The sequence below is a fragment of the Carboxydothermus hydrogenoformans Z-2901 genome (assembly GCF_000012865.1).
GTDB classification, from domain to species: Bacteria; Bacillota; Z-2901; order Carboxydothermales; family Carboxydothermaceae; genus Carboxydothermus; species Carboxydothermus hydrogenoformans.
The window spans coordinates 621,884-646,158 of the sequence record NC_007503.1 but is presented as its reverse complement, the minus strand read 5'-3'; the positions used below and the strand labels follow the sequence as shown (position 1 = coordinate 646,158).

Sequence of the window (24,275 nt, the reverse complement as noted above, 5' to 3'; positions counted from 1 at the left end):
ATCCCCCCTTTAACCTTTAACTATTGCGCCAAACTTACATTTTTCCATACACGAACCGCACTTAATGCACTTTTCAGGGTCAATCTGGTGCGGCTGTTTTCTTTCGCCGGAGATTGCTCCCACGGGGCAAACCCGGGCACAGGCGCCGCAACCGACACATTTATCTTCAAGGATCTTATATTCTAAGAGCGCCGCGCAAACGCCGGCCGGACACTTTTTATCGTAAATATGAGCCTCGTACTCATGCCGGAAATACCTCAATGTTGATAAAACCGGATTGGGTGCCGTTTGGCCCAGACCGCAAAGGCTGGAGTTCTTAATGTTATAGGCAAGTTTTTCTAAGGTTTCAAGATCCCCGGGTTCGCCTTTCCCTTCGGTGATTTTTTCTAAGATTTCTAACATCCGTTTAGTTCCTTCCCGGCAGGGAACGCATTTCCCGCACGATTCCTTTTGGGTAAATCTTAAGAAAAACTTGGCCACGTCCACCATGCAGGTAGTTTCGTCCATTACCACAAGCCCGCCGGAACCCATCATCGCCCCGGCTTTAATTAACGAATCATAATCTACCGGTAAGTCTAAAAGTTCTTCCGGCAAGCACCCACCTGATGGACCCCCAATTTGTACCGCTTTAAACTTCCGACCTCCCTTAATGCCACCGCCAATATCAAAAATTATCTGGCGCATGGTAATGCCCATCGGTACTTCCACCAGACCGGTATTATTAACCTTACCGGTTAAAGCAAAAATCTTTGTTCCTTTACTTCCTTCGGTACCCATGGAGGCATACCAGTCGGCGCCGTTTTTGATGATTAAGGGCACGTTGGCAAATGTTTCGACGTTATTGATATTGGTGGGCTTACCCCAGAGGCCTTTTACCGCCGGAAAAGGCGGCCGCGGTCTTGGCATTCCTCTATTTCCTTCAATGGAAGTCAAAAGGGCGGTTTCTTCACCGCAAACAAAAGCTCCCGCACCAGCTTTAATTTTTATCCGGAAATTAAAGCCGCTACCAAAGATATTTTCTCCTAAATAACCCTTTTCTTCCGCCTGTTTTATGGCAATTTGCAAGCGTTTTATGGCCAGAGGGTACTCAGCCCGCACGTAGATATAACCTTCGTCAGCCCCCACCGCATAGCCGCAAATGGCCATCCCTTCTAAAACCGCGTGGGGATCTCCTTCTAACACGGACCGGTCCATAAAAGCTCCCGGGTCGCCTTCGTCGGCGTTACACACCACATATTTTTTATCCCCTTTGGCATCCCTGGTAAACTGCCACTTCAAACCGGTAGGAAAACCGCCGCCACCCCGTCCGCGTAAGCCGGATTTTTTAATTTCATCAACCACTTCCTGCGGCGACATGGAAGTAAGTACCTTTCTTAAGGCTTCATAACCACCATTTGCTACATAATCTTCAATCCGTTCCGGGTTAATATGCCCGCAGTTATGGAGGACCAGCCGCTTTTGTTTAGCATAAAAAGAGATATCGGTGTACTTTTCCACCTTTTTGTCTACCTGGGGTTCGTGGAATAAAACTTTTTCCACAATTTGTCCACCTAAAAGGTGCTTTTCAATAATTTCCGGTACATCGTCCACCTCTACCCGGCAGTAAAAAGTTTTATCGGGCTCAATGATCACAATTGGTCCCTGTTCGCAAAAACCGTGACAGCCGGTATTGTAAACCTCTATATCGGTAATACCTCTTTTTGATAGTTCTTCCCGAAACTTTTCGGTAACTTTAGGTGAACCGGACGAAATGCAACCAGTCCCCGCACAAATCAAAACCTTTCTCATAAGGCACCCCCTATTCGTACTTGGCAAGAATTTCTTTTACCTTATCCGGGGTAAGCCGGCCGTAAGTATCATTGTTGACCATAATTACCGGAGCTAACCCGCAGGCTCCAATGCAGGCTACCGATTCCAGGGTAAACCGTAAATCGGGAGTCGTCTCCCCATCACCAATTCCCAGTTCATTCTTTAGGGTCTCAAATACTTTCGCTCCACCGCGTACATGACAGGCAGTCCCCAGACAGGCGCGAATCACATTGCGTCCGCGAGGCTTTAGATGAAACTGAGCATAGAAGGTTGCCACTCCATAAACCTTGCTAAAAGGAATTTTAAGGCTACGACTTATTTCTTCCATAACCTCTCTGGGAAGATAGCCATAAATTTCCTGAGCACCCTGTAAAACCGGAATCAGAGCCCCTTTTTGCCCTTGATACTGAGATAGCAGTTCTTTTAGTTTTTCTTTTTTTGGATCAACTACTTCCTTCCCGCAGGCACAAACCAAAGAAAATACACCCCCTAATTAGATGTTGGAAGTTAGAGATTGGATGTTGGAAAAAACATTAAATAATAAACCTTAATAACCTTTTATAACCTTTTGATAAAAACAACTTAGATATTGGAAGTTAGATGTTAGAAGTTGGAGAAAACATTAATAAATAAACCTTTATAAACTTTTTAATAAAGGCGGCAGTTTATAATGCGCTCTTCGGTTATGATATAATCCATTGGGATATCGTGGGGTCCGGTTGGAATTTTGGGTACTATTTGTAGTTCGAAGGCTAAAGCCACCTTTTTTACCGCGGGCTGAAGATTGGGTAAAAATCGGTCGTAAAAACCGGCTCCGTATCCCAGGCGGTTTCCCTTTAAATCAAAAGCTACTCCCGGTACCAGGACCAAATCAATTACTTCCGGTTCCGCAATCGTTCTTGCTTCCTCTTTAGGCTCCAGGATTCCGTAAGTTCCTTCTACCAGGTCCCCAAAATCTCTAAGGTAAACCGGTAAAAGCTTTTTTTCCGAAAGAACTGTCACCGGTATTACCACTTTTTTACCGTAAGCCCATAAGTCCCTGATAATTTCCCGGGTTTTAACCTCCCCGCGAAAATCCAGGTAAACCATTACCGTCCGCGCCTGTTGATAGGGCGCAAAGGCTTTTAAAAGTGTTAAAATTCTGGAACTTTTTGCAGCTATTTCAGCGGGAGTTTGGGCGGCTCTTTTGTTTAATATTTCCTTTCTCAATACTTTTTTATCATCCATCCATGATCTTCCTTATTTTCAGATTTTTCAAAAATAGACTAACTGTTTAAGTATTCTCTTTATTCGTTAATATTCCTGCTATTTTTAATCATTTTTAAAACTAAATTAACAAAAAAACCGGCAAAATTTGCCGGTTACAAACTATAAACCTCGTTACCCGCCAGCACTTTGACTCCATTATCGGTTAAAATTTTAATTGCTTTTTCAAGCTCTTCTACCCGAAAAACCACCAGGGCATTATTAGAAGATTTCTCCACAAAAGCATATAAGTATTCGATGTTGATGTTGTAGGGCTCTAAAATTTTTAAAACCCCGGCCAGTCCCCCGGGCTTATCGGGCACTTCCACAGCAATAACATCGGTTAAACTTACCATAAACTGTTCTTCTTTTAACAGCTTATAAGCTTCATTGGGCTTGTTCACAATAAGCCTTAAAATACCAAAATCGGTAGTATCGGCAATGGATAAAGCCCGAATATTGATGTTATTTTCCCCTAAAATCTCGGTCACCCGGGCAAGTCTTCCCGATTTGTTTTCCAAAAAAACCGACAGCTGCTTAACAATCATCTAACTCCCTCCTTTTATTTTAACTCTCTTCTATCCCAAATCCGCTTGGCCTTACCTTCACTGCGCGGAATACTGCGGGGCTCCACTAACCGCACTTTAGCATTAATCCCCAGGACCGTGAAAAGTTCTCCTTCCACTTTCTTTTCCCATTGTTCAAGCTTCTTTATTTCATCGGAAAAGAACTGTTCCGACAGTTCCACCCAAACTTCTAACTGGTCCAAGGCTCCTTTTTTATCCACCACAATCATGTAGTGGGGCTCGGTATAACCCAGAGATAAAAGCACCGTTTCAATTTGGGAAGGAAAGACGTTAACCCCGCGAATAATCAACATATCATCGCTTCTGCCGGTTACCCGGTCCATTCTAATTAAGCCGTTCCCGCAGGCACACGGTTCCGGATAAAGGGCGGTAATATCCCTGGTGCGGTACCTTAAAAGGGGAATTCCTTCCTTGGTCAGGGTGGTTATTACCAGCTCCCCTTTTTCCCCGTACGGCAATACCTCACCGGTATCCGGGTCAATGATTTCCGGAAGGAAATGGTCTTCATTAATGTGCAAGCCTTTTTGTTCCTGACACTCCATTGCTACTCCCGGTCCCAGGATTTCACTTAAGCCGTAAACGTCAATGGCTTTTATTTTCAACTTTTCTTCAATTTTGGTCCTTAATTCTTCACTCCAGGGCTCGGCACCAAAAATCCCCAGTCGCAATTTTAACCTGTCCCGGGAAATGCCCTGCTCTTCCATTTCTTCGGCCAAATGCAAAGCATAAGAAGGGGTACAGGTTAAGACTGTAGCTCCAAAATCTTCCATCAGCATTAACTGCCGTTTGCTGTTACCCCCGGAAACCGGCACCACCGTTGCCCCTAATTTTTCAGCGCCGTAATGAAAACCCAGCCCCCCGGTAAAAAGCCCGTAGCCATAAGCATTGTGAATGATATCGCGGGAAGTTACCCCGGCATTTCTCATTGACCTTGCCATTAATTCACTCCAGAGGTCAATATCATTTCTGGTATAACCCACCACCGTGGGTTTGCCGGTGGTACCGGAAGAAGCATGAATTCTCACAATTTCTTCCTGGCTTACCGCAAAAAGGCCAAAGGGGTAGTTATCCCGCAGGTCCTGTTTGGTAGTAAAAGGAAGATGCCGAAGATCTTCCAAGGATTTTAGTTTGTCCGGTGTAAAACCAATGGCATCTAATTTCTGCCGGTAAAAAGGCACCCGTTCGTACAACCTTTTCACTAAGTCTTTCAAGCGGTGAAGCTGTATTTCTTTAATTTCTTCCCGATTGCGAAACATTTTCCAGGTTACCCCCCTTCAAATAGATAAAATTTTTTTATATATTCAACAAAACAAAAATTTTTCCTTTTAGCTTAAAACTTTTTTAGAAAATTTCCGTCTTAATTTTAAAGTAATCTTCAATTTCGAGATAACTTCTACCGGTTAAATCCCGGCCCCGGTCGTCAAAAGAAATACCGGGTAAAAGGAGATAATCCGGTTTTCGCACTTTAAGCACCTTTGTTACCGCCCACAGGTAATCTTCTACCGTTAAAAGACCGGCACAGCCAATATTTCCGCCAAAAAACCGGTTTTTAACCGGTAAGACCAAGTAATTGGCTCCAAGCTTTTGTAACCCCTTCTTGATTAAGGTAGTGGCAAAATAAGAAGTTAAAATAAGGGGGGATTTAGCTAAAGCTTTTTTTACCTTGTTAATTATCCCTAAGAGCCTTTCTTTTTCAATATCCCGGTAAAAAACCGCTCCTGCTTTTTGGCCGGGTTTTAACGAAAAATTAAAGGTCATAATTTCCCCTTGCCGTCTTATTTCTACAGTCTTATCTCCGGGGGTATTTAAAAGTTTATGGGCTTCCATCCGGCTAAAAGGGGTTTGGCCATTTATTTTTAAAATAATATCTTTTTTCTTTAAAAAATAGGCCATACCGCCGGGGGTTACCCCTAAAACCTCGGCTCTAAAATCCGTTAAACGTTTTGGTTCAATAATCACCGGTGTTTTTTCCTCCAAAAACTCTGTGAAAAGTTTTTGCGAAAGTTTCTCTAAATCCCGAGGAGCATTAATTAATTGTTTATTTTTTTTCGTAAAACCCGGAAGGAAAACCCTTACCGCCTCTACCCCCAACTGCATTAATTTTTTAATACTCAAAACGTATTCCTCATAACCCACCACGTGGGGCATAAAAACAAAACTTGCTGTAAAAGGTATTTTTCCTGACAGATAGTAAAGGTTAGGATAAATATCCGAATAAAAACCGAAAATTAATTTTCTTTTGGCAGGAGTTAGCGCATTTACCGAAATTACCAGCTCAACTTCCCCCAGAGAAGTTAAAAAGTCCACCATTTCCCGGGTTAAAAGAAGGCCATTGGTGGTAATGGAAAGAGGAGTTTTCGGAAATAATTCCCGTATTTTAAGCAATATTTTTTTAAAATCCGGATGAAATAAAGGTTCTCCTTCGTTTATAATTGTAGCCGACTCTCCTAAAACAATTTTCTTCTCCGGATCTAAAAAAGGAAGGAATTCTTTAATTTTTGCGAAAGGTAGGTGGGGAAAGGATACGGTATTAACTTCCAACGGGTTTCCGGTATGACTGCAGAAAAGGCAGCGGACATTACAGCGAGAAGTAATTGGTAGCACGTTTCTTTTTACCGCATCAGCCAAATACTTTTCCATAGATTCCCACCAGGCTTCTTTACAGATTTTTCATTAACGCTATAATAAATTTGTAAAACTAAAAATAAAAAATTATGGGAGCGATTACTTTGGATAGAATTATTCCTGCAGTTACTTCCGTTTTAAGGGGCAATATAATAAAAATGCCGGAAGTAATTAAAGAAGCTTCCGGGATTGATATCCTGGGAAAACATATTCAATCCATCATCTTTACTACCGACCTCGTATTAATCCGGAACAACAACGCTGACGCCATCATGGCCGTCTACCCTTTTACGGCCCAGCCGATAATCACCCATGCAATTATTAGTGCTGCCGATCAGCCGGTTTTCATAGGGGTTGGAGGCGGTACCACCCGCGGGCGAAGGGTGGTTAACTTGGCCCTCGATGCCGAATTTCAGGGAGCTTTAGGAGTTGTTTTAAACAGCCCCATCGATAATCATTCTTTAAAAATGGTTAGGCAAACGGTAAGTATTCCGATAATCGTTACGGTAATTTCTCAGGAAGAAAATATTGAAGCACGTTTAGCCAATGGAGCCGATATTTTAAATGTTTCCGCCGGTCCCAGCACCCCGCAAGTGGTACGGGAAATTAGAAAAAACTATCCCCAGGTTCCCATCATTGCCACCGGTGGCCCAAACAACGACTCAATTTTAAAAACCATTGAAGCCGGAGCTAACGCCATCACTTACACTCCGCCGTCAAACGCCGAGCTCATGCGACATCTTATGAACAAATACCGGAGTACTTTGACAAATTTTTAAAAGTTATCAACAGGACAAACCCTTTAATCTCAAGTTATCAACAAAGTTATCCACATTATCCACAGGTAGTTTTCCACAGGATTAATATCTTTCCTCCCCGAGCATCAGCGAAGGGTAGGCGTTTAAATTAAGCGGTGCATACTTCCCCGAAAGATAGCGGTGATAACCGGCGGCAGCAATCATTGCCGCATTATCGGTACAGTACTGAAGGGAAGGAAAATGTACCGGAACATTATAGGTTTTACCAAGATTTAAAAACTCTTCTCTCAACCTTGAGTTAGCCGCAACGCCACCGGCTAAGTAAAGCTTAGCCGGCATGCATTCTTTTAAAGCTTTTTCGGTATTTTCCACCAAAGCTCTGACCAGAGCTTCCTGAAAAGACGCGGCAATGTCTTCAACTTTAGCCTCGGGATTTTTTTCCCGGAAAACTCTTACCGCAGTTTTTAAACCGCTAAAGCTAAAGTTATATCCTTCCTCTTTTAAACGAGCTACCGGAAACTTATAAATGGGTTTTCCCTTTTTACTCAACCGGTCAATAACCGGCCCCGCGGGATAGGGTAAGTTTAATACCCGGCCCACTTTATCAAAACACTCCCCGGCAGCATCGTCAATGGTTTCCCCCAAAAGCTCGTAATCCCCGAAGCCCCGCATGAAAATTAAATCGGTATGTCCCCCCGAAACCACCAGCACCAGTGCCGGAAAAACCGGATTTGCATCTTCAAGAAAATTGGCAAAAATATGCCCTTCCATGTGATTAACTCCAATTAACGGAACGTTTAAGGCATAGCTTAAACTTTTGGCTACCGAAAGGCCAACCAGTAAAGCTCCTACAAGCCCGGGACCGTACGTAACCGCTACCGCAGCTATCTTTTCCCTGGGGAATTTCCGAAAGGCTTCATCTAACAGGGGAAAAATCAGTTCTAAATGCCTGCGGGATGCTATTTCGGGTACTACACCACCGTACAGCCGGTGAAGATCAACCTGAGAAGAAAGTAAAGAAATTAACACCTTTCTACCATCTTCCACTAAGGAAACTGCCGTCTCATCGCAGGATGTTTCAATGCCTAAGATAACCTTACCCAATTAATAATCCTCCTTTAACTCAAGGCTCATTACAATGGCATCTTCTTCAGGACGGGAATAATATTTTTTTCTAATTCCTATTGGTTTAAAACCGAACTTCTGGTATAAGTTCTGTGCCGGAAAATTTGAAGCGCGAACTTCTAAAATAATACTTCTCACCTTTCTATTTTTAGCCACATCAAGTAACGCATTTAATAAACTTTTTCCTACCCCGTTTCTGCGGTAAGCCGGATGGACAGCTAAAGTAGTTATATGAGCTTCATCCAATACAATCCAGATACCCCCGTACCCTATTACTTTATCCCCCTCACGAGCTACCAGATAAGTTGCTAACGGATTTTCGGTTATTTCGTACATGAAACTTGCCTTACTCCAGGGATTTGTATAAGACAGTTTTTCAATATCTAACACCTGAGGGAGGTCTTTTAATTCCATAAGTTTTAACTCCAATTTTAAACTCACCTTGCCTCCCGCACGATTTCCGCTTGAGATTTTCTTAAATAGAGCGGTTTTACCTCTAAGATATTTACTAACTCTAAATCCAGAAAAAATAAATTGCTGGCTATTGGTTCGCTTGCCTTTTTCAGATAGATTAAATTTTCTGGAATCTCTCCTAACTTTTCCACTCCATCGCCGATTAACAATCCGGTAAAATTGTAAACTTTCTCCTGGGCTTCTTTTAAGGTGATAACTTTAAGCTGCTCCAGTGGTTTGGGCACAAAATCATTGTAAAAAAGTCCAAAATATACTTCTTCCCGGTTTACTTCCATTAAAACCATAACTTCCCCCCGGTAAGCTCCGGCATTGGCCGCAATTAAGCGTAAAGTATCGGTAGCATAAACGGGAATACCAAGAGCTTGAGCCAATCCAAGAGTGGTAGCAAGATTAATTCTTAAACTGGTAAAGGAACCAGGTCCCAGAACGGTGTAAATGGCGGTTAAATCTTGAGGTTTAGCCGAAACCCTTTTTAACGCAAAATCAATTAAGGGCATTAAACCTGCCGCATGGGGTTCCTTTAACCGGTCATTTATTTCAAAAATAATCTCATCATTTTTTCGTAAAGCCAGGGAAATACTTCTGGTAGCAGCAACTACGGCTAACTCCATTTTATTAGCGCCTCCATTAATTCGTTAAACTTTTCGCCAAAAGCCTCAATTTTGATTTTCCGCTCTCCTTCTGCGATATTTTCCATGGTAATTTTTAAATAATCTTTCTTTAACTCCTCTTCTATTTTTTCTCCCCATTCCAAAAGATTAATATCATAATCGGTGAAATATTCATCCATACCCAGAGCAAAAAATTCTTGGGCAGAAATTCGGTACAAATCAAAATGATTAACGTTACCTTTTTCTCCCGGGTAAGTGTGAACAAGGTTAAAAGTTGGGCTTTTTACCCTGGCTTTTATCCCAAGTCCTGCCACAATCCCTGATACCAAAAGGGTCTTACCCGCTCCCAAATTACCGCTTAAAATTATTATGCTTCCCGGAGGAAGATTTTTCCCGATATATTCTCCAAGATTTTTGGTTTTTTCCGGTGTCTTGCTTATAAGCTCAACCATTAAACCCCATTCCTTTTGCAGAGAATTCAAAAACATTATAGCTTTTATATTCTGGTAAATCAACCAAACAACAAAAAAACCGGGAACTAAACCCGGTTTTATTTCTCCAAAAGCGCTTTATAAACTTCCGCAATATTCTTTTTAAATTTTTCCCGGCACTCGGGACAGATGCACCAGCAGGCTTCTTCCACCTTGTTTTCATCGGTTAAGATCAAAGTACACATTAAATCCGCTGGTACCTCCCGACCGCAAAGCTCACAGTTCGCGCATTTAATATCTCCCATAACACCACTCCCCCTGTTCCTTCATTTTAAATTAAATTTAGAAAGATTTCTACACAAAAGAATATTTCCAGGGAAATTTTTCTTTGAGGTATTTATTAAGTATCATCTTAAACTCCTCAACATCAAAAGGTTTGGCAACAACCTCAAAAACTTTTTTTCTATCAATCCTTTCCAACACTTCGGGAGCTGTATAAGCAGTCATTACAATAAAATCTGTCTGCGGAAGAAAAGAGTGAATTTCCGCAATGGCTTCATCACCGCTTTTATAGGGCATGCGCATATCCATAATAATTAGACCCGGTCGAATATTTAGAGCTTTTTCCACTGCTTCCTGGCCGTTTTTTGCTTCATGTACCCCAAAGCCCATCTGCTCCAAAATAATTTTTAAAAGCATTCTGATCCCTGGCTGGTCATCGGCAACCAAAACCTGCATGATATCCACGGGTTTCCCCCCATCCCCATTTATTACCATATACTTTTTTCGTCAAAGATATAAAAAATCCTTTTCCTCTGGTAAAAAACTTGTCGTTTTCTTTCTACCTTATCCGACGATTTTTTCACCCTTAAAAAATACCATCGATATTTTTCCCAGTGCAAAAAGCGGCTTTTCCGTCACGATTAAATTGGCCCACAAATTCGGTTTTATATCGCCAACAAAGGAGTTAATCTGCAAAATTTCGGCAGGATTTTTGGTAAATAACGGCAAAATCTCCTTCTCCGTCAGTCCGTAATTTTGTAAAAGAAAACCCAGTAAACGCAGGTATTTTAAGGGGATAACCGGATGATCGGTCATTATTGCCGTTTTTACTCCAGCTTTTATTAGGTTTACCGGAGTTTCCCAGCCAAGCTCCCTTAATTCGTATTTTGAACGACCGGTTAAGGTAGGCCCTACCACCACCGGCACCCGGGCTTCTTTAAGCTCCTCAATAATTAAATGACCTTCGGTGCAGTGTTCGATCACTACGTCTACTTCAACTTCCCGGGCTATGCGGATTGCCGTCATTATATCGTCCGCCCGGTGGGCATGGGCCCTTAAAGGAATTTCCCTTTTCAGCACCGGAATAAACGCTTCCTTTTTTAAATCAAACTCCACCTTTTCCCCCTTTTCTTTTTTCCTTAAATACTCCCGGGCGTAAAGCAGGTTTTCCCGAATCAGCATTGCCGTACCCATCCGGGTGGCGGGTAAACGTTTCTGGCCTGCGTAATTTTTTTTAGGGTTTTCCCCAAAGGCAATCTTCAGCCCGCATGGTCCAAAAGCCATCCGGTCAACGGTCTTTCCCCGGGTAGAAAGGGCATAACCGGTACCCCCCACAGGATTACTGCTACCCGGCAAAACCCCGACGGCTAAAACCCCCTCTTGATACGCTTCGCGAAAAGCTACATCAAAAGGGTAAATACCATCAATGGCCCGCGCCTGGGGAGTCACCGGGTCATAATATTCATTGATATCTTCCCCCACAAAATCTATTCCTTCTTCCATTAACCCTATATGGGTATGAGCATCAATTAAACCTGGGTAAACGTACTGCCCTTTAAGGTCTATTACTTCCCCTCCATCGATAAAAATTTCTTCACCGATTTTAACAATTTTTCCTTCGTCATCAATTAAAAGGTCTCCTTTAAGCTGTTCACCGGAAGCCAAAACGATAACCCCATTTTTTAAAACCTTCATTTAGCTCCTCCTTCCTTTATAAGCCAGAAAAATAAACCATCATGACTTTCTAAAAGCTCCGGATGCCACTGCACTCCTAAAATTTTCGGTCCACTAATTGCTTCAATAACCCCATCTTCCGCAACCGCTTCAACGCTAAGAACCGTCCCGGCATTTTTTAATGCCTGGTGGTGAAAGCTATTTACCCGCACCCTTGCGGCGCCAAAAATTTCCCTTAAACGTCCCTCGGGGCTTAAAGTTATCAGGTGGGTTGGCTCTTGCGGCGGGGCTTTTTGCTCATGGGCCAAAACTCCTTTTCTTTCCGTAAAAAGGTCCTGATACATACCGGCCCCAAAAGCTACCCCGATTAACTGCATGCCCCGACATATTCCTAAAATCGGTAACGCGTGTTTGTGTGCTTCTTTAATAAGGTTAATTTCAAATAAGTCTTTTTGCCTGCTGTAACTTCGAATTTCCGGCCGCGGTTCTTCACCAAACAATTCCGGAGCGATATCCCCACCTCCGGGAATTAAAACTCCCGTTATTATCTTAAATACCCCGGCTAAATCGTGCTCCGGGAGAATAAAAAATGGTTTAGCCCCTGTTTTTAGTATTTTTTGCACGTAACTCTGGCGGATTTTATAAAAACCGTCCTCCGGCCAGACAGGAATTCCTATATACATGGGGCCCCCTCCCTAAAAAAATAAAGCCCCGGAAAAAGGCTAAATTTCCACCAGTCCGAGGCTTATTTCCAGTGCTTGATTGACCTTCCGCATTAATTCCTTATTTAATGAAGAAACCTTTTCTTTAAGACGGCTTTTGTCTATGGTGCGAATCTGCTCCAGTAATATTACCGAATCTTTTTCCAACCCGGATTCCTCCGCCGAGATTTCTACATGGGTTGGCAGCTTGGCTTTGTTAATTTGGGAAGTTATTGCGGCAATAATGGTAGTTGGGCTGTACAAATTGCCGATATCATTTTGCAAAATTAACACCGGACGGGTACCGCCCTGTTCCGAACCAACTACGGGGCTTAAATTCGCGTAAAAAATATCTCCCCGTCTGATCTCCATTATTTAACCTCCATATAACCGTCCGCTTCGTAATAAAAACCTTCTAAAGCTAAGTTCAGGTTGATCTTGGCCATTTCCTTATAGCCCTTAATCATCTCTTCCCTTAACATTTTACGTTTTTTTTCATCCAAATATAACTTTAAAGCTTGACGGACAACTTCACTTCGACTGATTTTCTCCAACGCCGCAGTTTTATCAACTTCTTCCAAAAGATTTGAAGGTACAGCCACCACAACTTTTTTTAATGACGCCACTTAACTATTCCTCCTTAAAAACGTGATGCCGCCCTTCCTAATTATACACCAAAAAGCGAGAAAAACAAAGGCTACAGCAGCTTTTCTACAAATTGCCTCGGTTCCTGGGAGGAAAGGGAAGGAAGTCCCAGCTTTTGTCGCTGACGGTCATCAATTTTCGCCAGCCTGCCGGTTTTTACAAACATTTCATAACCCGATTTCAAGGAATTAGGATACGTTTCCCTAACCATCGCCTGGTGTTTTAGCCAGGTAAACACCTTTTCCATGCCAAATCTTTGCGGACAGTATTCCAAACAGGTATGGCATTCAACGCATTCCCATATTTCCGAAGAATTAATAAGTTCTTCAATCTCTCCGTTTAAAAACCGCTTAATTATTCCCTGGGGCGACATCACTCCCGTGCGAGCTGAAGGACAATCGTATTCACAGGCACCGCAGGTTAAGCACCGTTTTAGCACTTCTTCATTAAAGGGAAGGGGCTCGTTAATTATTCCTGCTTTTCGTAAGACGGGGGATGGGTCAACCCGATGTTCTTTTAAATTTAACTCTTCCGCCTCAATCCCTAAAGCTAAAGCTAACAGCTCCATGTAAGTCAAAACCGGTAAATTAAGAATATCTCCCTGCCGGGCATAAAGCGCCTGCTTCTGGTCAAACTGCATAAAACATGCCGGGCAAGTAACCGTTAAAGCATCGGCTCTGAGGTTGGTAAGCTCCTGAATTTTCACCCGGGCCATCCGCCAGCCGTCGTCTAATTTTCCCGCTAAAGTTAAGTTGTTGCCACAGCACATTAACTTTGACTGATATTCAACGGTAGTGGCCCCTAAAGCTTGTACCAGGATATCGTATTTTCGTGGATTTAACGGATCTTCAAAGGAAGCCGCCGGGGAAGGCCGGTTCTGGTGACAACCGGGATGCACCCCTATTTTTAGACCGCGTAAAGGTTTTTGCACCCGCTGTTTTATTACCCCCGCCCCGACCTCATCGGCTAAAAATTCAATTAAGTGGTATACTTTTAAACTTCCCCCAAGCTTTAACCCGAATTCCCAAAGCTTCTCATTTACCTCAGCTAAAAGCTTGGGGTTCCCTTTTAATTTTACATAAGCGGTTTTCAGGGTAGAAGAACACCCGTTACAGGCTACCACTAAAGGATACCCTTCCCTTTCCGCCAAAGCCAGGTTGCGAGCAGCAGTTAAAAGCCAGAGCTTCTCATCTTCATTTTTTATTAAACTTTTTTCCGGACAGCAGCCGAACTCCGGAATATCGTTAATTTCATATCCCAAAGCGGCAAGTCCCAAACGGGTACTTTTTTCCAGAAAAGTCAGGCGACCGGGGATTTGGCAACCCCAAAAGACTGTAATTTTTTTCATAAAAGCCCTCCCGTCCTGCTTTAAATGTGAATAGCTCTATTTAAAGCCGCTTCCGCCGCTTCCATCACCGCTTCAGGTAAGCTCGGATGGGCATGAATGGTATGGGCAACTTCCTCCAGGGTCAGTCCTTTCTGAACCGCCAAAGCTATCTCGCCAATTAGATCCGTTGCATGAGGTCCAACTATATGTCCGCCTAAGATCCGGTGAGTATAAAAGTCAGCGATAATTTTCACAAAACCTTCCGTTTCTTCCATCGCCACCGCTTTCCCGGAAGCCTGGAAGGGAAATTTACCGGTAATAATTTTAATTCCTTTTTCTTCCGCTTCCTGGCTGGTCAAACCCACCATGGCTATTTCCGGTAAAGTAAAAATACAACCGGGGACTACATCGTAACTCATTGGTTGGGGTTCACCCACTAAATTTTCCACCACCCGGATCCCTTGAGCCGAAGCCACATGAGCCAGCTGCATTTTACTGGTTATATCGCCAATGGCATAGATGTTTTCAACATTTGTTCTTAAATATTCATCCACTAAAACTTCTCCCTTGGGACCCAGAGCTACTCCCACTTCCTCCAGACCAATGTCTTTGGTATTTAGTACGCGGCCAATGGAAATTAAGACCATGTCGGTAACAAGTTCCTCGCCGTTTTCTAAAACCACCGTAACTTTTTCACCTTTTTTAACTTCTTTTACCGCTACTTTGGTTTTAACCTGAATTCCCCGTTTCTTAAATAAAGTGGTTAAATAACGGCTTACCTCTTTATCGGTATTTGCCAAGATTGATGGCAAAAGTTCCACAATGGTCACTTTAACACCCATTTCGGAAAAAATAGTGGCAAATTCCGACCCAATTACCCCACCACCAATGATGACCATTTCCGCGGGAAGTTTTTCCAGGTTTAAAGCTTCATCACTGGTAATAACCCTTTCCCCATCGTAGCCAAGAGCTGAAATTAATGCCGGTTTTGAGCCAGTGGCTAAGATTATATTTTTAGCTTCAACCTTTTCCAGGCCATCAGAAGTTTCGACCGTTATCTCATTTTTACCGGTTAATTTGCCGGTTCCTTTAATCAAGGTAATTTTGCTCTTCTTAAAAAGATAGTGAATTCCTTTAACCAAGCGTTCTACCACCTGGTTTTTCCGTTCGGCAGCTTTTTGAAAATTAAAATTGTAACCGGTAACCTCAATCCCAAAAGCGGCGGAATTTTTTATTTGATGAAGCCGTTCTGCTGTAGAGACAAGAGCTTTGGTAGGAATACAGCCGCGATTTAAACAGGTACCACCCAGTTCATCTTTTTCCACTACTACTACCGATAACCCCAGTTGAGCTGCTCTAATTGCTGCCACATAACCACCGGGGCCGCCACCTAAAATTGCTACGTCGTACATTCTAAACCCCCCAACAATGTTTGTTAATTGTGCTCTAATATAATAAATTATATCACAAATTTACCCAAAAATTTTTATTTTTTGAGATAAGTGAAATTTTAGACTTTTAAAATTAAGAAAAAACGGGCTTAGCCCGCTTTAATACTTCACTAAATATTCCTTTAATTCCCATTCATGAACCTGCATGCGGTAAGTATCCCATTCCAGGCGCTTACCTTCCATATACCGCTCAAAAATATGTTCCCCCAAAGCTTCGCGGATTACTTCATCCTGCTCCAACTCCTTTAAGGCTTCGCCCAAACTGGCGGGTAGATTACCAATGCCCCAAGCTTTTCTTTCTTCTTCATCCATATGATAAATATTCCGGTCGCAAGGAGGAGGTGGCATAATTTTATTTTTAATGCCGTCCAAACCTGCTTTTAAGCAAACCGCAAATGCCAGGTAAGGATTGGCCGAGGGATCAGGACTTCTCAACTCAATCCGGGTAGAGGGTCCTCTTTTAGCCGGAATCCGTATTAAAGGACTTCTGTTTCTAAACGACCAGGCAATATAGACCGGTGCTTCAAATCCGGAAACCAGTCGTTTATATGAATTTACCAGAGGATTGGTTATGGCCGAAATTGCCCGGGCATGCTTTAATAAGCCACCGATAAAATACAATGCTATATCGCTTAACTGATGGGGGGTACTGGGATCGTAAAAGATATTTTGTCCTTTAGCCGCCAGGGAAATATTTAAATGCATTCCCGAACCGGCAATGCCGTAAACGGGCTTTGGCATAAAAGTAGCATGTAACCCGTGTTTTTTGGCAATCTTCCGTACCACCGTCTTGAAGGTAATAACTTTATCGGCAGTTCGCACCGCCGAGTCGTATTTAAAGTCGATCTCGTGCTGACCGGGAGCCACTTCATGGTGGGAAGCTTCCACTTCAAAGCCCATTTGTTCCAAAGCCAGTACCATATCCCGCCGGGCATTTTCTCCCCGGTCTACCGGAGCCAGGTCAAAATAACCGGCTTCATCATGGGTAACAGTAGTAAGCGTACCGTCTTCTTTGGTTTGAAAGAGGAAAAATTCCGCTTCCGGCCCCACGTACATTTCATCAATCCCCATTTGTTTTGCTTCCTGGAGGATTCTTTTTAAATTTCCCCGGGGACAGCCGGAAAAAGGCTTTCCATCATAGGTATAAATATCGCAAATTAATCTCGCTTCCGCATACCGCTGGTCCGCCCAGGGCAAAATCATAAAAGTGGAAGGGTCGGGCTTTAAGTACATATCCGACTCTTCAATGCGAACAAAACCATCAATCGAGGAGCCATCAAACATTAACTCCCCATCCAAAGCTTTCTCTAACTGCTCCGCAGTTATGGCCACATTTTTGGGAATCCCGTAAATATCGGTAAATTGCAACCTTATAAAGCGTATTCCTTTTTCCTCAACTATTTTTAAAATATCTTCTTTGGTAGGACTCATTTTTAACCTCCTTACCCCAATTTGCACTTATTATAACATATTTTTGCCAAAATTTTTTATTCACTCCTTATGTATCCAGTATCCATACAACCGCCAAAAAGAGGGACGGTTCTTTTTTAGGCGTATAAACGTAAATAGAACCGTCCCTGAATTAGGCATTTAGCCCAAGATTTTCATAGCCTCTTCGGCGTCGATGTCCATGATGTACTTAATGCCGGTGATTTCTGCTGCTTCCCGGGTTAAAGCCGCTACATCATCCCGGGTAATAGCGTTCAAGTTAAACTTCCGGGCACCGGTCATGAACTGCTTTAATCCCTGGGCCATCCGTTCAAAATAGGAGTAAACACCAATTGCTCCAACAGGAAGCTTAGCAAATAGATCAGCACCTAATTTATTTTTCAGTTCTTCGGCAAAGATAAACACCTGCTCCAAGGATTCACCGTATTTTTGGTATTCGGTAGGTACTTTTCCGGCTTTAACCCGCTCACCCACGGTTTTACCAACCATAGCCGCGGCTAAAGGTCCCCGGGCCATACCCACTACCTTGACGTGGGGCGCGGAAAGGGCAATACCTTTAAACACCTGATCCTCCAAAGTAATGCCACCAGCAATAGCTACCGGAGGAATGTATGCTCCTTTTTCGGCTAAGCGATCTAAGTACTTGGTAAGCAAAGCCTGAATGTAAACAGTCGGAATACCCCATTCGTTCATCATCCGCCAGGGGCTCATTCCGGTTCCACCGCCGGCACCGTCCACCGTCAATAAATCAAGCCTGGCATCGGACGCAAACTTCACCGCCCGGGCTAAGTCCGCCGGTCTGTATGCACCGGTTTTTAAGAAGATATATTTAGCCCCAGCTTTTCTCAATTCCTCTACCCGCTTGTGGAAGCTTTCCTCATCTACCATGCCAATCCGGGAGTGGCGTTCAAATTCTTTAAAAGCTCCTTTTTTGTAAGCTTCCTGAACAGCCGGATCTTCCGGGTCAGGCAGAACGATATACCCACGGCTTTTAAGCTGCAGTGCCCGCTCGAGGGTATTTAATTTAACCTCACCGCCAATATCTTTGGCACCCTGTCCCCATTTAATCTCTACCGCTTCAACGCCAAGTTTTTCTATAGCATACTCCTGAACCCCTAAACGGGTATCTTCCACGTTTGCCTGGACGGCAACAATTCCGTAGCCTTGATACCACTCGGTAAACGCTTTAACCCTTTTTTCCAGAGCCGGGGAACGTTTTACCCGCCCATTTTCCAGTTCTAAATCCGGATCCATGCCGCAAACGTTTTCCCCAATAACGATGGGTACTCCCGCCAATGCCGCTCCCGCCGCTAAATGCTCCCAGTTATTGGCGGCCACATTGGTGGAACCCATACCCGCAATCACCGCCGGGAAGCGACACTTAATGTCTTTATTAGCTCCAATAGCGGTTTCAATGTTGGCTGCCGGGAAAATCGCTTTATCCGGGTCAGCTTCAATGCCGACAGCCCCTACCGCCGTACCCATAATATTAAAGTGGGAATAATCGACCGGGTAGTCCTTCTGGGAGGCGGAAGTGGTAGTCCCGAACGGCTGCGGATAAATCACCTCTTTACCGCGGATGGCCGATTTGGCGATTTCGCAGTAGCCCACGCACCCGTCAAGACAGGTAACGCACATCCCGCTGTAGGGACTAAAATCCCCTCCGGTTCGCCTCTTGGTCCTGGTGGCCTCGGTACCATTTAAGCCAAGGCTAAAAGTCATAAGTAACCCCTCCTTAAAGTTTTATTGAAAATTTTTTATTAATCTCCATTATCGCCTTCCTCATGAACCCTTGACCAAAAATCGAAATAGCTTTTTTGCTTTATTTTTAAGTACCGCCAGAATAGTTCACCAAAAAATTCCCGTAATTTGGTACTTTCGGAAAAACGGCGTAAAGCCTGCCCAAAATCCGCGGCCAGAACTGGATTTTGAGCATTTACATTAGTTTCTATCGCCAGTAAACTTAAAACTAAATAGGGGTTGGCTTTAGGACTTACCGTCAAAACTATATGGTCTCCATCATAAAAAATAAAGTTTTCCGGTTTTTGCGGATAACCGTAATAATCGTTAATTAACGGCCGGAAAATTATTTCCGCCTCGGGCAACAGGGTAACGATTTTTTGATAAAGCTTTTCCGTCTCTTCTTTTTCTCCCAAAAAGGTGTATTTAACCGAAAGCCCGGGCTTTTTATGATGGTACGGGAAAAAGGAAGCGTTAAGCCCGTGGCGCTCGGCAATTGTTCGGACCACAAACTTGGCGGTGGTTAAAATATCGGGAAGCTTGTTCCCCTTAACCGGTTTTAGCCCGAGTACCTGTTCCCCGGGATGAGCACCATGTCCCGAATATTTAACCCCTATTCCCATTTTCTCCAGAGTTAAAACCACATCCCGGCGTAAATTTTCTCCCAAATCCAGAGGAGACACGTCCCAAAGCCCGGCATGATCTACCGGCGTTTTCTCCTGAACTTTTTCCTGAAGATAAAAGGAAAATTCTACCGCTACCTCAAGGGGTAAATTAAACCGGGTAAAAAATTTGCGCGGGCAAATTATCTTTTGTTCATCATTCGGGAGGAGCAAATTACCATAGATTCTTCCCACCGCCCCTTCCCGCGGCCGCCAGGGTAAAACCGTTAGACTTTCTAAATCCGGTTCAAACAAGACCTTCTCCCCATTATGGATAAAGGTCATTTCCTTTTTTAAGACTTCCCCCACATTTTCCGAAGTTACCGCCACATTTTTTAAATTTCCGGCAACATCCACAAACTGCAGCCGTAAAAACTTTATGCTATAAGTATTTAACTGTTCGAGAAACTCCATATGTTCCATTAGTTTATCCCTCCAAAAATACAAAAGCCCCACAAAGAAAGGTAAAAACCTTTCCTTGCGGGACTTCATCGCCCCAAACTATGGCTTTTTTAACCTAAACTCGCCACTTATTTTACAAAATATCTTACTCAATTACAATATTTTCTCAAATTGAATTATGTATACTTTTCAATAATCTTTTTGGCCACCTTGCCCATGGAAATATTCTGCCTGCGGCTTTCCTCCCGAAGATAACGGTAAGCCTCATCTTCCGTCAAATTTTCCCAGCGAATCAGTAGCGCTTTTGCCCGATCAATTAACCGCCTTTCCTCTAAACGTTTTTCCATCTCTTCTTTCTGGGCAACCAGGTCTAAATAAGTGTTAAAGTTGGTCAAAGCGGTATAAATTGCTCCCATTAAGCTTAACGCCGTTACCGGCTTTACCAATAGGCTTAAAGTAGGGCCTTTTTTGAAATCTTCAAGGTATTCCCACTCCAGTTGCTCCACATACAAAATTACCGGACACAGCCGGCTTTCATAAAATATTTTGGTATAGGGAAGGGTTTTGGTAGTCCCCAGCTTTTCGTCCAAGATTACTAAATCGGGACAAACCCGGGAGGATAAATTTATCAGAGCTCGGATTTCCTCTCCCTCGCCTACTATTAAAACTCCCATGGTTCTTAATATTTCCTTAAACCTTTTTCTCTCAGTATAATCCCTGATCCCCAAAACCACCTTCAAATTTTCCAAAACAAATCCCTCAGCTTTTTTTCAATATCTTATAATAAAAAAAGTAAAAACCGCAAGCAGTTATGCATTGCGGTTAGTAAGTATACAATTTGCCGTAAGGCCGATGGGAAACCGGTACCAATTTTTTAAAGGGAACTTTTTTTATTTCGTCCAAGGGAACATTGAAAAAATTTGCATAATTCTCCAGTAAGGGATTTAACCTTTTGTAATCTTCCTCGGTTAATTCAAATTCGGCCACTTCTTTTCCTAAAATATCTTTTTCCACTTCTCCTCTTAGATAAATAACCCCTCCATGCATTCCGGTCCCAAGATAGTCCCCGGTTAGCGGCTCTCCCTCTTTTTTATTTAAACCCAGCACCACCAGAATTCCTCCGGCCATGTATTCGCCAAAAAAGGCCCCGGCGGTACCGCCTACAACGATTACCGGCACCTGCTTTTTATATTCCTTCATGTGAATACCCACCCGGTAACCCACCGAGTCCCGGATGTAAAGCTCTCCCCCTCGCATGCCGTAGCCCAAGACGTCCCCCGCATGGCCGTGAACCACAATCCGCCCATCGTTCATCGTATTGGCAATACCGTCCTGACCGTTACCGTAAACTATAATTTCCGGTCCATCCATAAACGCCCCCAGGTCATTCCCCGGAGTACCATATACTTCTATTTTAACTTTACCTTTTAATCCCGTTCCGAGATACCGCTGGCCGTTTATCCCCTGAAGAGTAAATTCGGTTACTCCCTCGGCCACTTTTTCCCTCAAAAGATTGTTTAAATCCCGGTAATACATGCCTTTTGCGTTTATTTCCATAGCAATCACCCTACCTTCCGGCATGTTTTACGCCTAAAATGGCCAGTTCAGTATCGGTAAGCCCTATACCTCTTAACCTCTCCCGGCTACCCCTCAAGCTTTCAATAGCGTTTAATCCAAGAGCTCCTAAAATTTCTTTTAACTCCAAGGACCAGCTTTTTACGAGATTGATTAACTGCTGAGCAGCCCAGTCGGGGTCAAGCCGCTGGGTCAACTCCGGCCGCTGGGTGGCAATCCCCCAGGAACAATTACCGGTGTGACACATCTGGCAAACATGGCAACCCATGGCTATTAAAGCCGCGGTACCAATTGCCACCGCATCGGCTCCGAGAGCAATGGCCTTTGCTACATCCCCCGAATGCCTGATGCCGCCGGCTGCCACTATGGACACGCTGTTTCTAATACCTTCGGCCCTCAGGCGGTCATCCACCGCTGCAATGGCCAGCTCAATCGGAATGCCGATATGATCCCGGATTACAGTTGGTGCTGCCCCGGTGCCGCCCCGGAAACCGTCTATATAAATAATGTCGGCTCCGGCCCGGGCAATACCGCTGGCAATAGCCGCCACGTTATGCACGGCAGCAATTTTCACCGAAACCGGTTTTTCGTAATGGGTAGCTTCTTTTAAGGCATAGATAAGCTGGGCTAAATCTTCAATGGAGTAAATATCATGATGGGGAGCGGGGCTTAAGGCATCGGTACCTTCGGGTATCATCCGGGTTTCCGAAACTTCCCGGTTTACCTTTTCCCCGGGAAGGTGTCCGCCAATACCCGGTTTTGCTCCCTGGCCTATTTTAATTTCAACTACCGCCGAATGGTCGAGATACTCCTGATTTACCCCAAAACGGCCGGATGCCACCTGCACGATTATCCAGTCTTTATAAGGATACAGCTCTTTATGAAGACCACCTTCACCGGTATTCATTAAAATCCCGCACTCTTTGGCCGCCCGGGCCAACGCTTTGTGCGCATTCAAACTAATCGAACCGTAGGACATGGGAGAAAAGATAATCGGAGTATCGAGCTTTATTTGCGGCGCAATTTGGGTATCAAGTTTTACCTTACCGTTTTCCACCTTAACCTTTACCGCATCCGGCTTTTTGCCAAGGTAAGTGGTAAGTTCCATCGGTTCCCTTAAAGGGTCAATGGACGGGTTCGTTACCTGGCAGGCATCGATTAACAAATGGTCAAAGTAATTTTTATAAGGCCGGTCATTCCCCATACCGGTTAAAAGCATACCGCTGGAAGAAGCTTGCTTCATAATATTAATCCGGTCTTCCATCGTCCAGTAGCTATTGGGCCGAAAAACATTGGGGTTTTCAATGATCGTTATCGCTTCTTCCGGACAAAAAGCCACGCACCGCTGGCAGGAAACGCACTTTTTATGATCGGGAATAACCCTGTCAGCAAAACTATATACGCCAAAACCGCAGTTTATAACACATCTTTTGCATTTCCGGCATCTTTCATAATCAATTACTACTTTAAAGCGGGGAGGTATTAAGTTCGCCATTTTATTCACCCTCCTTTAGCCGGACGATTACCGGCTCACCGCCTTTAGACACATGAACTTCGTCTAAAGCCGGTTCAATTTCATAAATGGCACTTTCTTCGGAAGCCATGTAATAAAAGTCACCCCGTCGTCCCCAGACCATGGGTCGAAGCTTAATCCGGTCGTTTAAGCCCATCATCACTTTGCTGTTGGCTACGATGATGCTAAAGGGTCCGTTTAAAAGGGCAGAACCGTACACCTGCCGTAGGGCCGTATAAAGTTTCCGATCTTCTTCCTCCATCTTCTCTATATCTTTCCAAAAGGGAGCAGCCAACACTTTAGCCACAATTTCTAAAGGTAAATCGTGCCGGCGGTGCAATAAATCCACTGCATAAGCAACCACTTCGGTGTCGGTCATTAAGGTGCATTTATAGCCAAACATCTCAAGATAACGCTTATTTATGCCATAAGAAGAAATTTCGCCATTATGCACCACCGACCAGTCTAACAGGGTAAAAGGATGGGCTCCACCCCACCAGCCTGGGGTATTGGTCGGGAAACGACCATGAGCCGTCCACAAATAACCTTCATACTCTTCCAAACGGAAAAATCGCCCAATGTCTTCGGGATAGCCGACTCCTTTAAAAGCACCCATGTTTTTCCCGGAAGAGGCCACATAACTATCGGGAATGTTGTCGTTAATGTACATAACCTTTTCCACCACATAATCCCGTTCATCCATCGGTTCGTGGTTTTTGTAAAGGCGCTCTTCCGGTACCTTTAGGAAATACCGCCACAAAAGTGGAGGATCGGTAATGGTCGCAACCGGACGGGTTGGGATTGGTTCCCCGCGCTCAATGATAAAATGTTTATTTAAAAATTCCTCGGTTAAAGTTCTACCCCTCTCCGACTGATACATTAAATGAAAGGCATAATGGTCGGCAAATTCCGGATAAATGCCGTAAGCGGCAAAACCTCCTCCTAAACCGTTACTCCGGTCATGCATCAGGGAAATCGAAGCAATAATTTTTTCTCCCGAAATTCGTTTACCCGTAACACTCATGATACCGCTTATGGCACATCCGGAAGGGATCCGTTCAAAAGTCCGGTCCATTTTCCATTTCCTCCCATCTATAAATTAAAAAGCCTTCCCCCCTCTATAGGCACAAGAATACCTACAGAGAGATAGGAAGGCGCCAATGCCCTGCATTTCCGACACGCCGTTGTG

At 43.8% G+C, this 24,275-nt stretch carries 26 protein-coding genes; 1 reads left to right on the top strand and 25 read right to left on the bottom strand.

The annotated features are described in order from the left end of the window. Nucleotides 1–9: 9 nt before the first annotated feature. The 6 genes from nuoF to CHY_RS03290 all read right to left on the bottom strand — a co-directional run bounded on the left by nuoF (nt 10) and on the right by CHY_RS03290 (nt 6,281). The gene (nuoF, locus tag CHY_RS03315) at nt 10–1,788 is read right to left on the bottom strand and encodes an NADH-quinone oxidoreductase subunit NuoF (RefSeq protein WP_011343662.1); all 1,779 of its coding nucleotides are present in this window, start codon (nt 1,786–1,788) and stop codon (nt 10–12) included. Nucleotides 1,789–1,798: 10 nt separating this feature from the next. Then, nucleotides 1,799–2,284, bottom strand: a complete 486-nt coding sequence (nuoE, locus tag CHY_RS03310; RefSeq protein WP_011343661.1) for an NADH-quinone oxidoreductase subunit NuoE — start codon at nt 2,282–2,284, stop codon at nt 1,799–1,801. Nucleotides 2,285–2,457: 173 nt separating this feature from the next. Beyond that, nucleotides 2,458–3,036 carry a 5-formyltetrahydrofolate cyclo-ligase gene (locus CHY_RS03305; RefSeq protein WP_011343660.1) on the bottom strand — a complete coding sequence of 193 codons (579 nt, stop codon included), beginning with the start codon at nt 3,034–3,036 and terminating at the stop codon, nt 2,458–2,460. Between the two features lie 134 nt (nt 3,037–3,170). After that, a complete protein-coding gene (locus CHY_RS03300) occupies nt 3,171–3,602 on the bottom strand; it encodes an ACT domain-containing protein (protein ID WP_011343659.1) in 432 nt (143 codons plus the stop codon). A gap of 14 nt (nt 3,603–3,616) precedes the next feature. Then, the gene (locus tag CHY_RS03295) at nt 3,617–4,897 is read right to left on the bottom strand and encodes a phenylacetate--CoA ligase family protein (RefSeq protein ID WP_011343658.1); all 1,281 of its coding nucleotides are present in this window, start codon (nt 4,895–4,897) and stop codon (nt 3,617–3,619) included. Nucleotides 4,898–4,982: 85 nt separating this feature from the next. Continuing rightward, entirely contained in the window at nt 4,983–6,281 is a 1,299-nt protein-coding gene (locus tag CHY_RS03290) for a DUF512 domain-containing protein (protein ID WP_011343657.1), read from the bottom strand. Nucleotides 6,282–6,370: 89 nt separating this feature from the next. On the opposite strand from CHY_RS03290, the gene CHY_RS03285 reads away from it, so the two are divergent. Then, nucleotides 6,371–7,045: a hydrolase gene (locus CHY_RS03285; protein ID WP_011343656.1), complete on the top strand. Its 675-nt coding sequence runs from the start codon at nt 6,371–6,373 to the stop codon at nt 7,043–7,045. An 81-nt stretch (nt 7,046–7,126) separates the two neighbouring features. On the opposite strand, the gene tsaD is transcribed toward CHY_RS03285, so the two are convergent. The 19 genes from tsaD to CHY_RS03190 all read right to left on the bottom strand — a co-directional run bounded on the left by tsaD (nt 7,127) and on the right by CHY_RS03190 (nt 24,161). Further along, nucleotides 7,127–8,128: a tRNA (adenosine(37)-N6)-threonylcarbamoyltransferase complex transferase subunit TsaD gene (gene tsaD, locus CHY_RS03280; protein WP_011343655.1), complete on the bottom strand. Its 1,002-nt coding sequence runs from the start codon at nt 8,126–8,128 to the stop codon at nt 7,127–7,129. Further along, on the bottom strand, nt 8,129–8,590 hold the full coding sequence (gene rimI, locus CHY_RS03275; RefSeq protein WP_049752061.1) for a ribosomal protein S18-alanine N-acetyltransferase: 462 nt from the start codon (nt 8,588–8,590) through the stop codon (nt 8,129–8,131). It lies immediately after the preceding gene. Next, nucleotides 8,587–9,234 (bottom strand): tRNA (adenosine(37)-N6)-threonylcarbamoyltransferase complex dimerization subunit type 1 TsaB, encoded by a 648-nt coding sequence (gene tsaB, locus CHY_RS03270; RefSeq protein WP_011343653.1) that lies wholly within the window; start codon nt 9,232–9,234, stop codon nt 8,587–8,589. The genes rimI and tsaB overlap by 4 nt, the downstream gene beginning before the upstream one ends. Next, on the bottom strand, nt 9,225–9,686 hold the full coding sequence (tsaE, locus tag CHY_RS03265) for a tRNA (adenosine(37)-N6)-threonylcarbamoyltransferase complex ATPase subunit type 1 TsaE (RefSeq protein WP_011343652.1): 462 nt from the start codon (nt 9,684–9,686) through the stop codon (nt 9,225–9,227). The genes tsaB and tsaE overlap by 10 nt, the downstream gene beginning before the upstream one ends. A gap of 98 nt (nt 9,687–9,784) precedes the next feature. Next, nucleotides 9,785–9,970 (bottom strand): hypothetical protein, encoded by a 186-nt coding sequence (locus CHY_RS03260; RefSeq protein WP_011343650.1) that lies wholly within the window; start codon nt 9,968–9,970, stop codon nt 9,785–9,787. A gap of 49 nt (nt 9,971–10,019) precedes the next feature. Further along, nucleotides 10,020–10,403, bottom strand: a complete 384-nt coding sequence (locus CHY_RS03255) for a response regulator (RefSeq protein ID WP_011343649.1) — start codon at nt 10,401–10,403, stop codon at nt 10,020–10,022. Between the two features lie 108 nt (nt 10,404–10,511). Continuing rightward, nucleotides 10,512–11,642: an amidohydrolase gene (locus CHY_RS03250; protein WP_011343648.1), complete on the bottom strand. Its 1,131-nt coding sequence runs from the start codon at nt 11,640–11,642 to the stop codon at nt 10,512–10,514. Beyond that, nucleotides 11,639–12,304, bottom strand: coding sequence for a gamma-glutamyl-gamma-aminobutyrate hydrolase family protein (locus CHY_RS03245; RefSeq protein ID WP_011343647.1), 666 nt, complete (start codon nt 12,302–12,304; stop codon nt 11,639–11,641). The genes CHY_RS03250 and CHY_RS03245 overlap by 4 nt, the downstream gene beginning before the upstream one ends. A gap of 39 nt (nt 12,305–12,343) precedes the next feature. Continuing rightward, complete coding sequence (locus tag CHY_RS03240) at nt 12,344–12,694, bottom strand: type II toxin-antitoxin system PemK/MazF family toxin (protein ID WP_011343646.1); 351 nt, start codon at nt 12,692–12,694, stop codon at nt 12,344–12,346. Next, nucleotides 12,694–12,948, bottom strand: coding sequence for a CopG family ribbon-helix-helix protein (locus CHY_RS03235; protein ID WP_011343645.1), 255 nt, complete (start codon nt 12,946–12,948; stop codon nt 12,694–12,696). The genes CHY_RS03240 and CHY_RS03235 overlap by 1 nt, the downstream gene beginning before the upstream one ends. 71 nt (nt 12,949–13,019) lie before the next feature. After that, nucleotides 13,020–14,315, bottom strand: coding sequence for a heterodisulfide reductase-related iron-sulfur binding cluster (locus CHY_RS03230; protein ID WP_011343644.1), 1,296 nt, complete (start codon nt 14,313–14,315; stop codon nt 13,020–13,022). A 20-nt stretch (nt 14,316–14,335) separates the two neighbouring features. Continuing rightward, nucleotides 14,336–15,706 carry a dihydrolipoyl dehydrogenase gene (gene lpdA / locus CHY_RS03225; protein WP_011343643.1) on the bottom strand — a complete coding sequence of 457 codons (1,371 nt, stop codon included), beginning with the start codon at nt 15,704–15,706 and terminating at the stop codon, nt 14,336–14,338. Nucleotides 15,707–15,844: 138 nt separating this feature from the next. Further along, entirely contained in the window at nt 15,845–17,176 is a 1,332-nt protein-coding gene (glnA, locus tag CHY_RS03220) for a type I glutamate--ammonia ligase (protein ID WP_011343642.1), read from the bottom strand. Between the two features lie 159 nt (nt 17,177–17,335). After that, nucleotides 17,336–18,916 carry an FMN-binding glutamate synthase family protein gene (locus CHY_RS03215; protein ID WP_011343641.1) on the bottom strand — a complete coding sequence of 527 codons (1,581 nt, stop codon included), beginning with the start codon at nt 18,914–18,916 and terminating at the stop codon, nt 17,336–17,338. A 38-nt stretch (nt 18,917–18,954) separates the two neighbouring features. Beyond that, complete coding sequence (locus CHY_RS03210) at nt 18,955–20,019, bottom strand: glutamine synthetase (protein WP_041537631.1); 1,065 nt, start codon at nt 20,017–20,019, stop codon at nt 18,955–18,957. Nucleotides 20,020–20,174: 155 nt separating this feature from the next. Continuing rightward, nucleotides 20,175–20,747, bottom strand: a complete 573-nt coding sequence (locus tag CHY_RS03205; RefSeq protein WP_011343639.1) for an ANTAR domain-containing response regulator — start codon at nt 20,745–20,747, stop codon at nt 20,175–20,177. 73 nt (nt 20,748–20,820) lie between these two features. Next, on the bottom strand, nt 20,821–21,579 hold the full coding sequence (locus CHY_RS03200) for a hypothetical protein (protein WP_049752058.1): 759 nt from the start codon (nt 21,577–21,579) through the stop codon (nt 20,821–20,823). Further along, nucleotides 21,566–23,068, bottom strand: coding sequence for a glutamate synthase-related protein (locus tag CHY_RS03195; protein ID WP_011343637.1), 1,503 nt, complete (start codon nt 23,066–23,068; stop codon nt 21,566–21,568). The genes CHY_RS03200 and CHY_RS03195 overlap by 14 nt, the downstream gene beginning before the upstream one ends. Nucleotide 23,069: 1 nt before the next feature. After that, complete coding sequence (locus CHY_RS03190) at nt 23,070–24,161, bottom strand: class II glutamine amidotransferase (RefSeq protein ID WP_011343636.1); 1,092 nt, start codon at nt 24,159–24,161, stop codon at nt 23,070–23,072. Between the last annotated feature and the right edge of the window lie 114 nt (nt 24,162–24,275).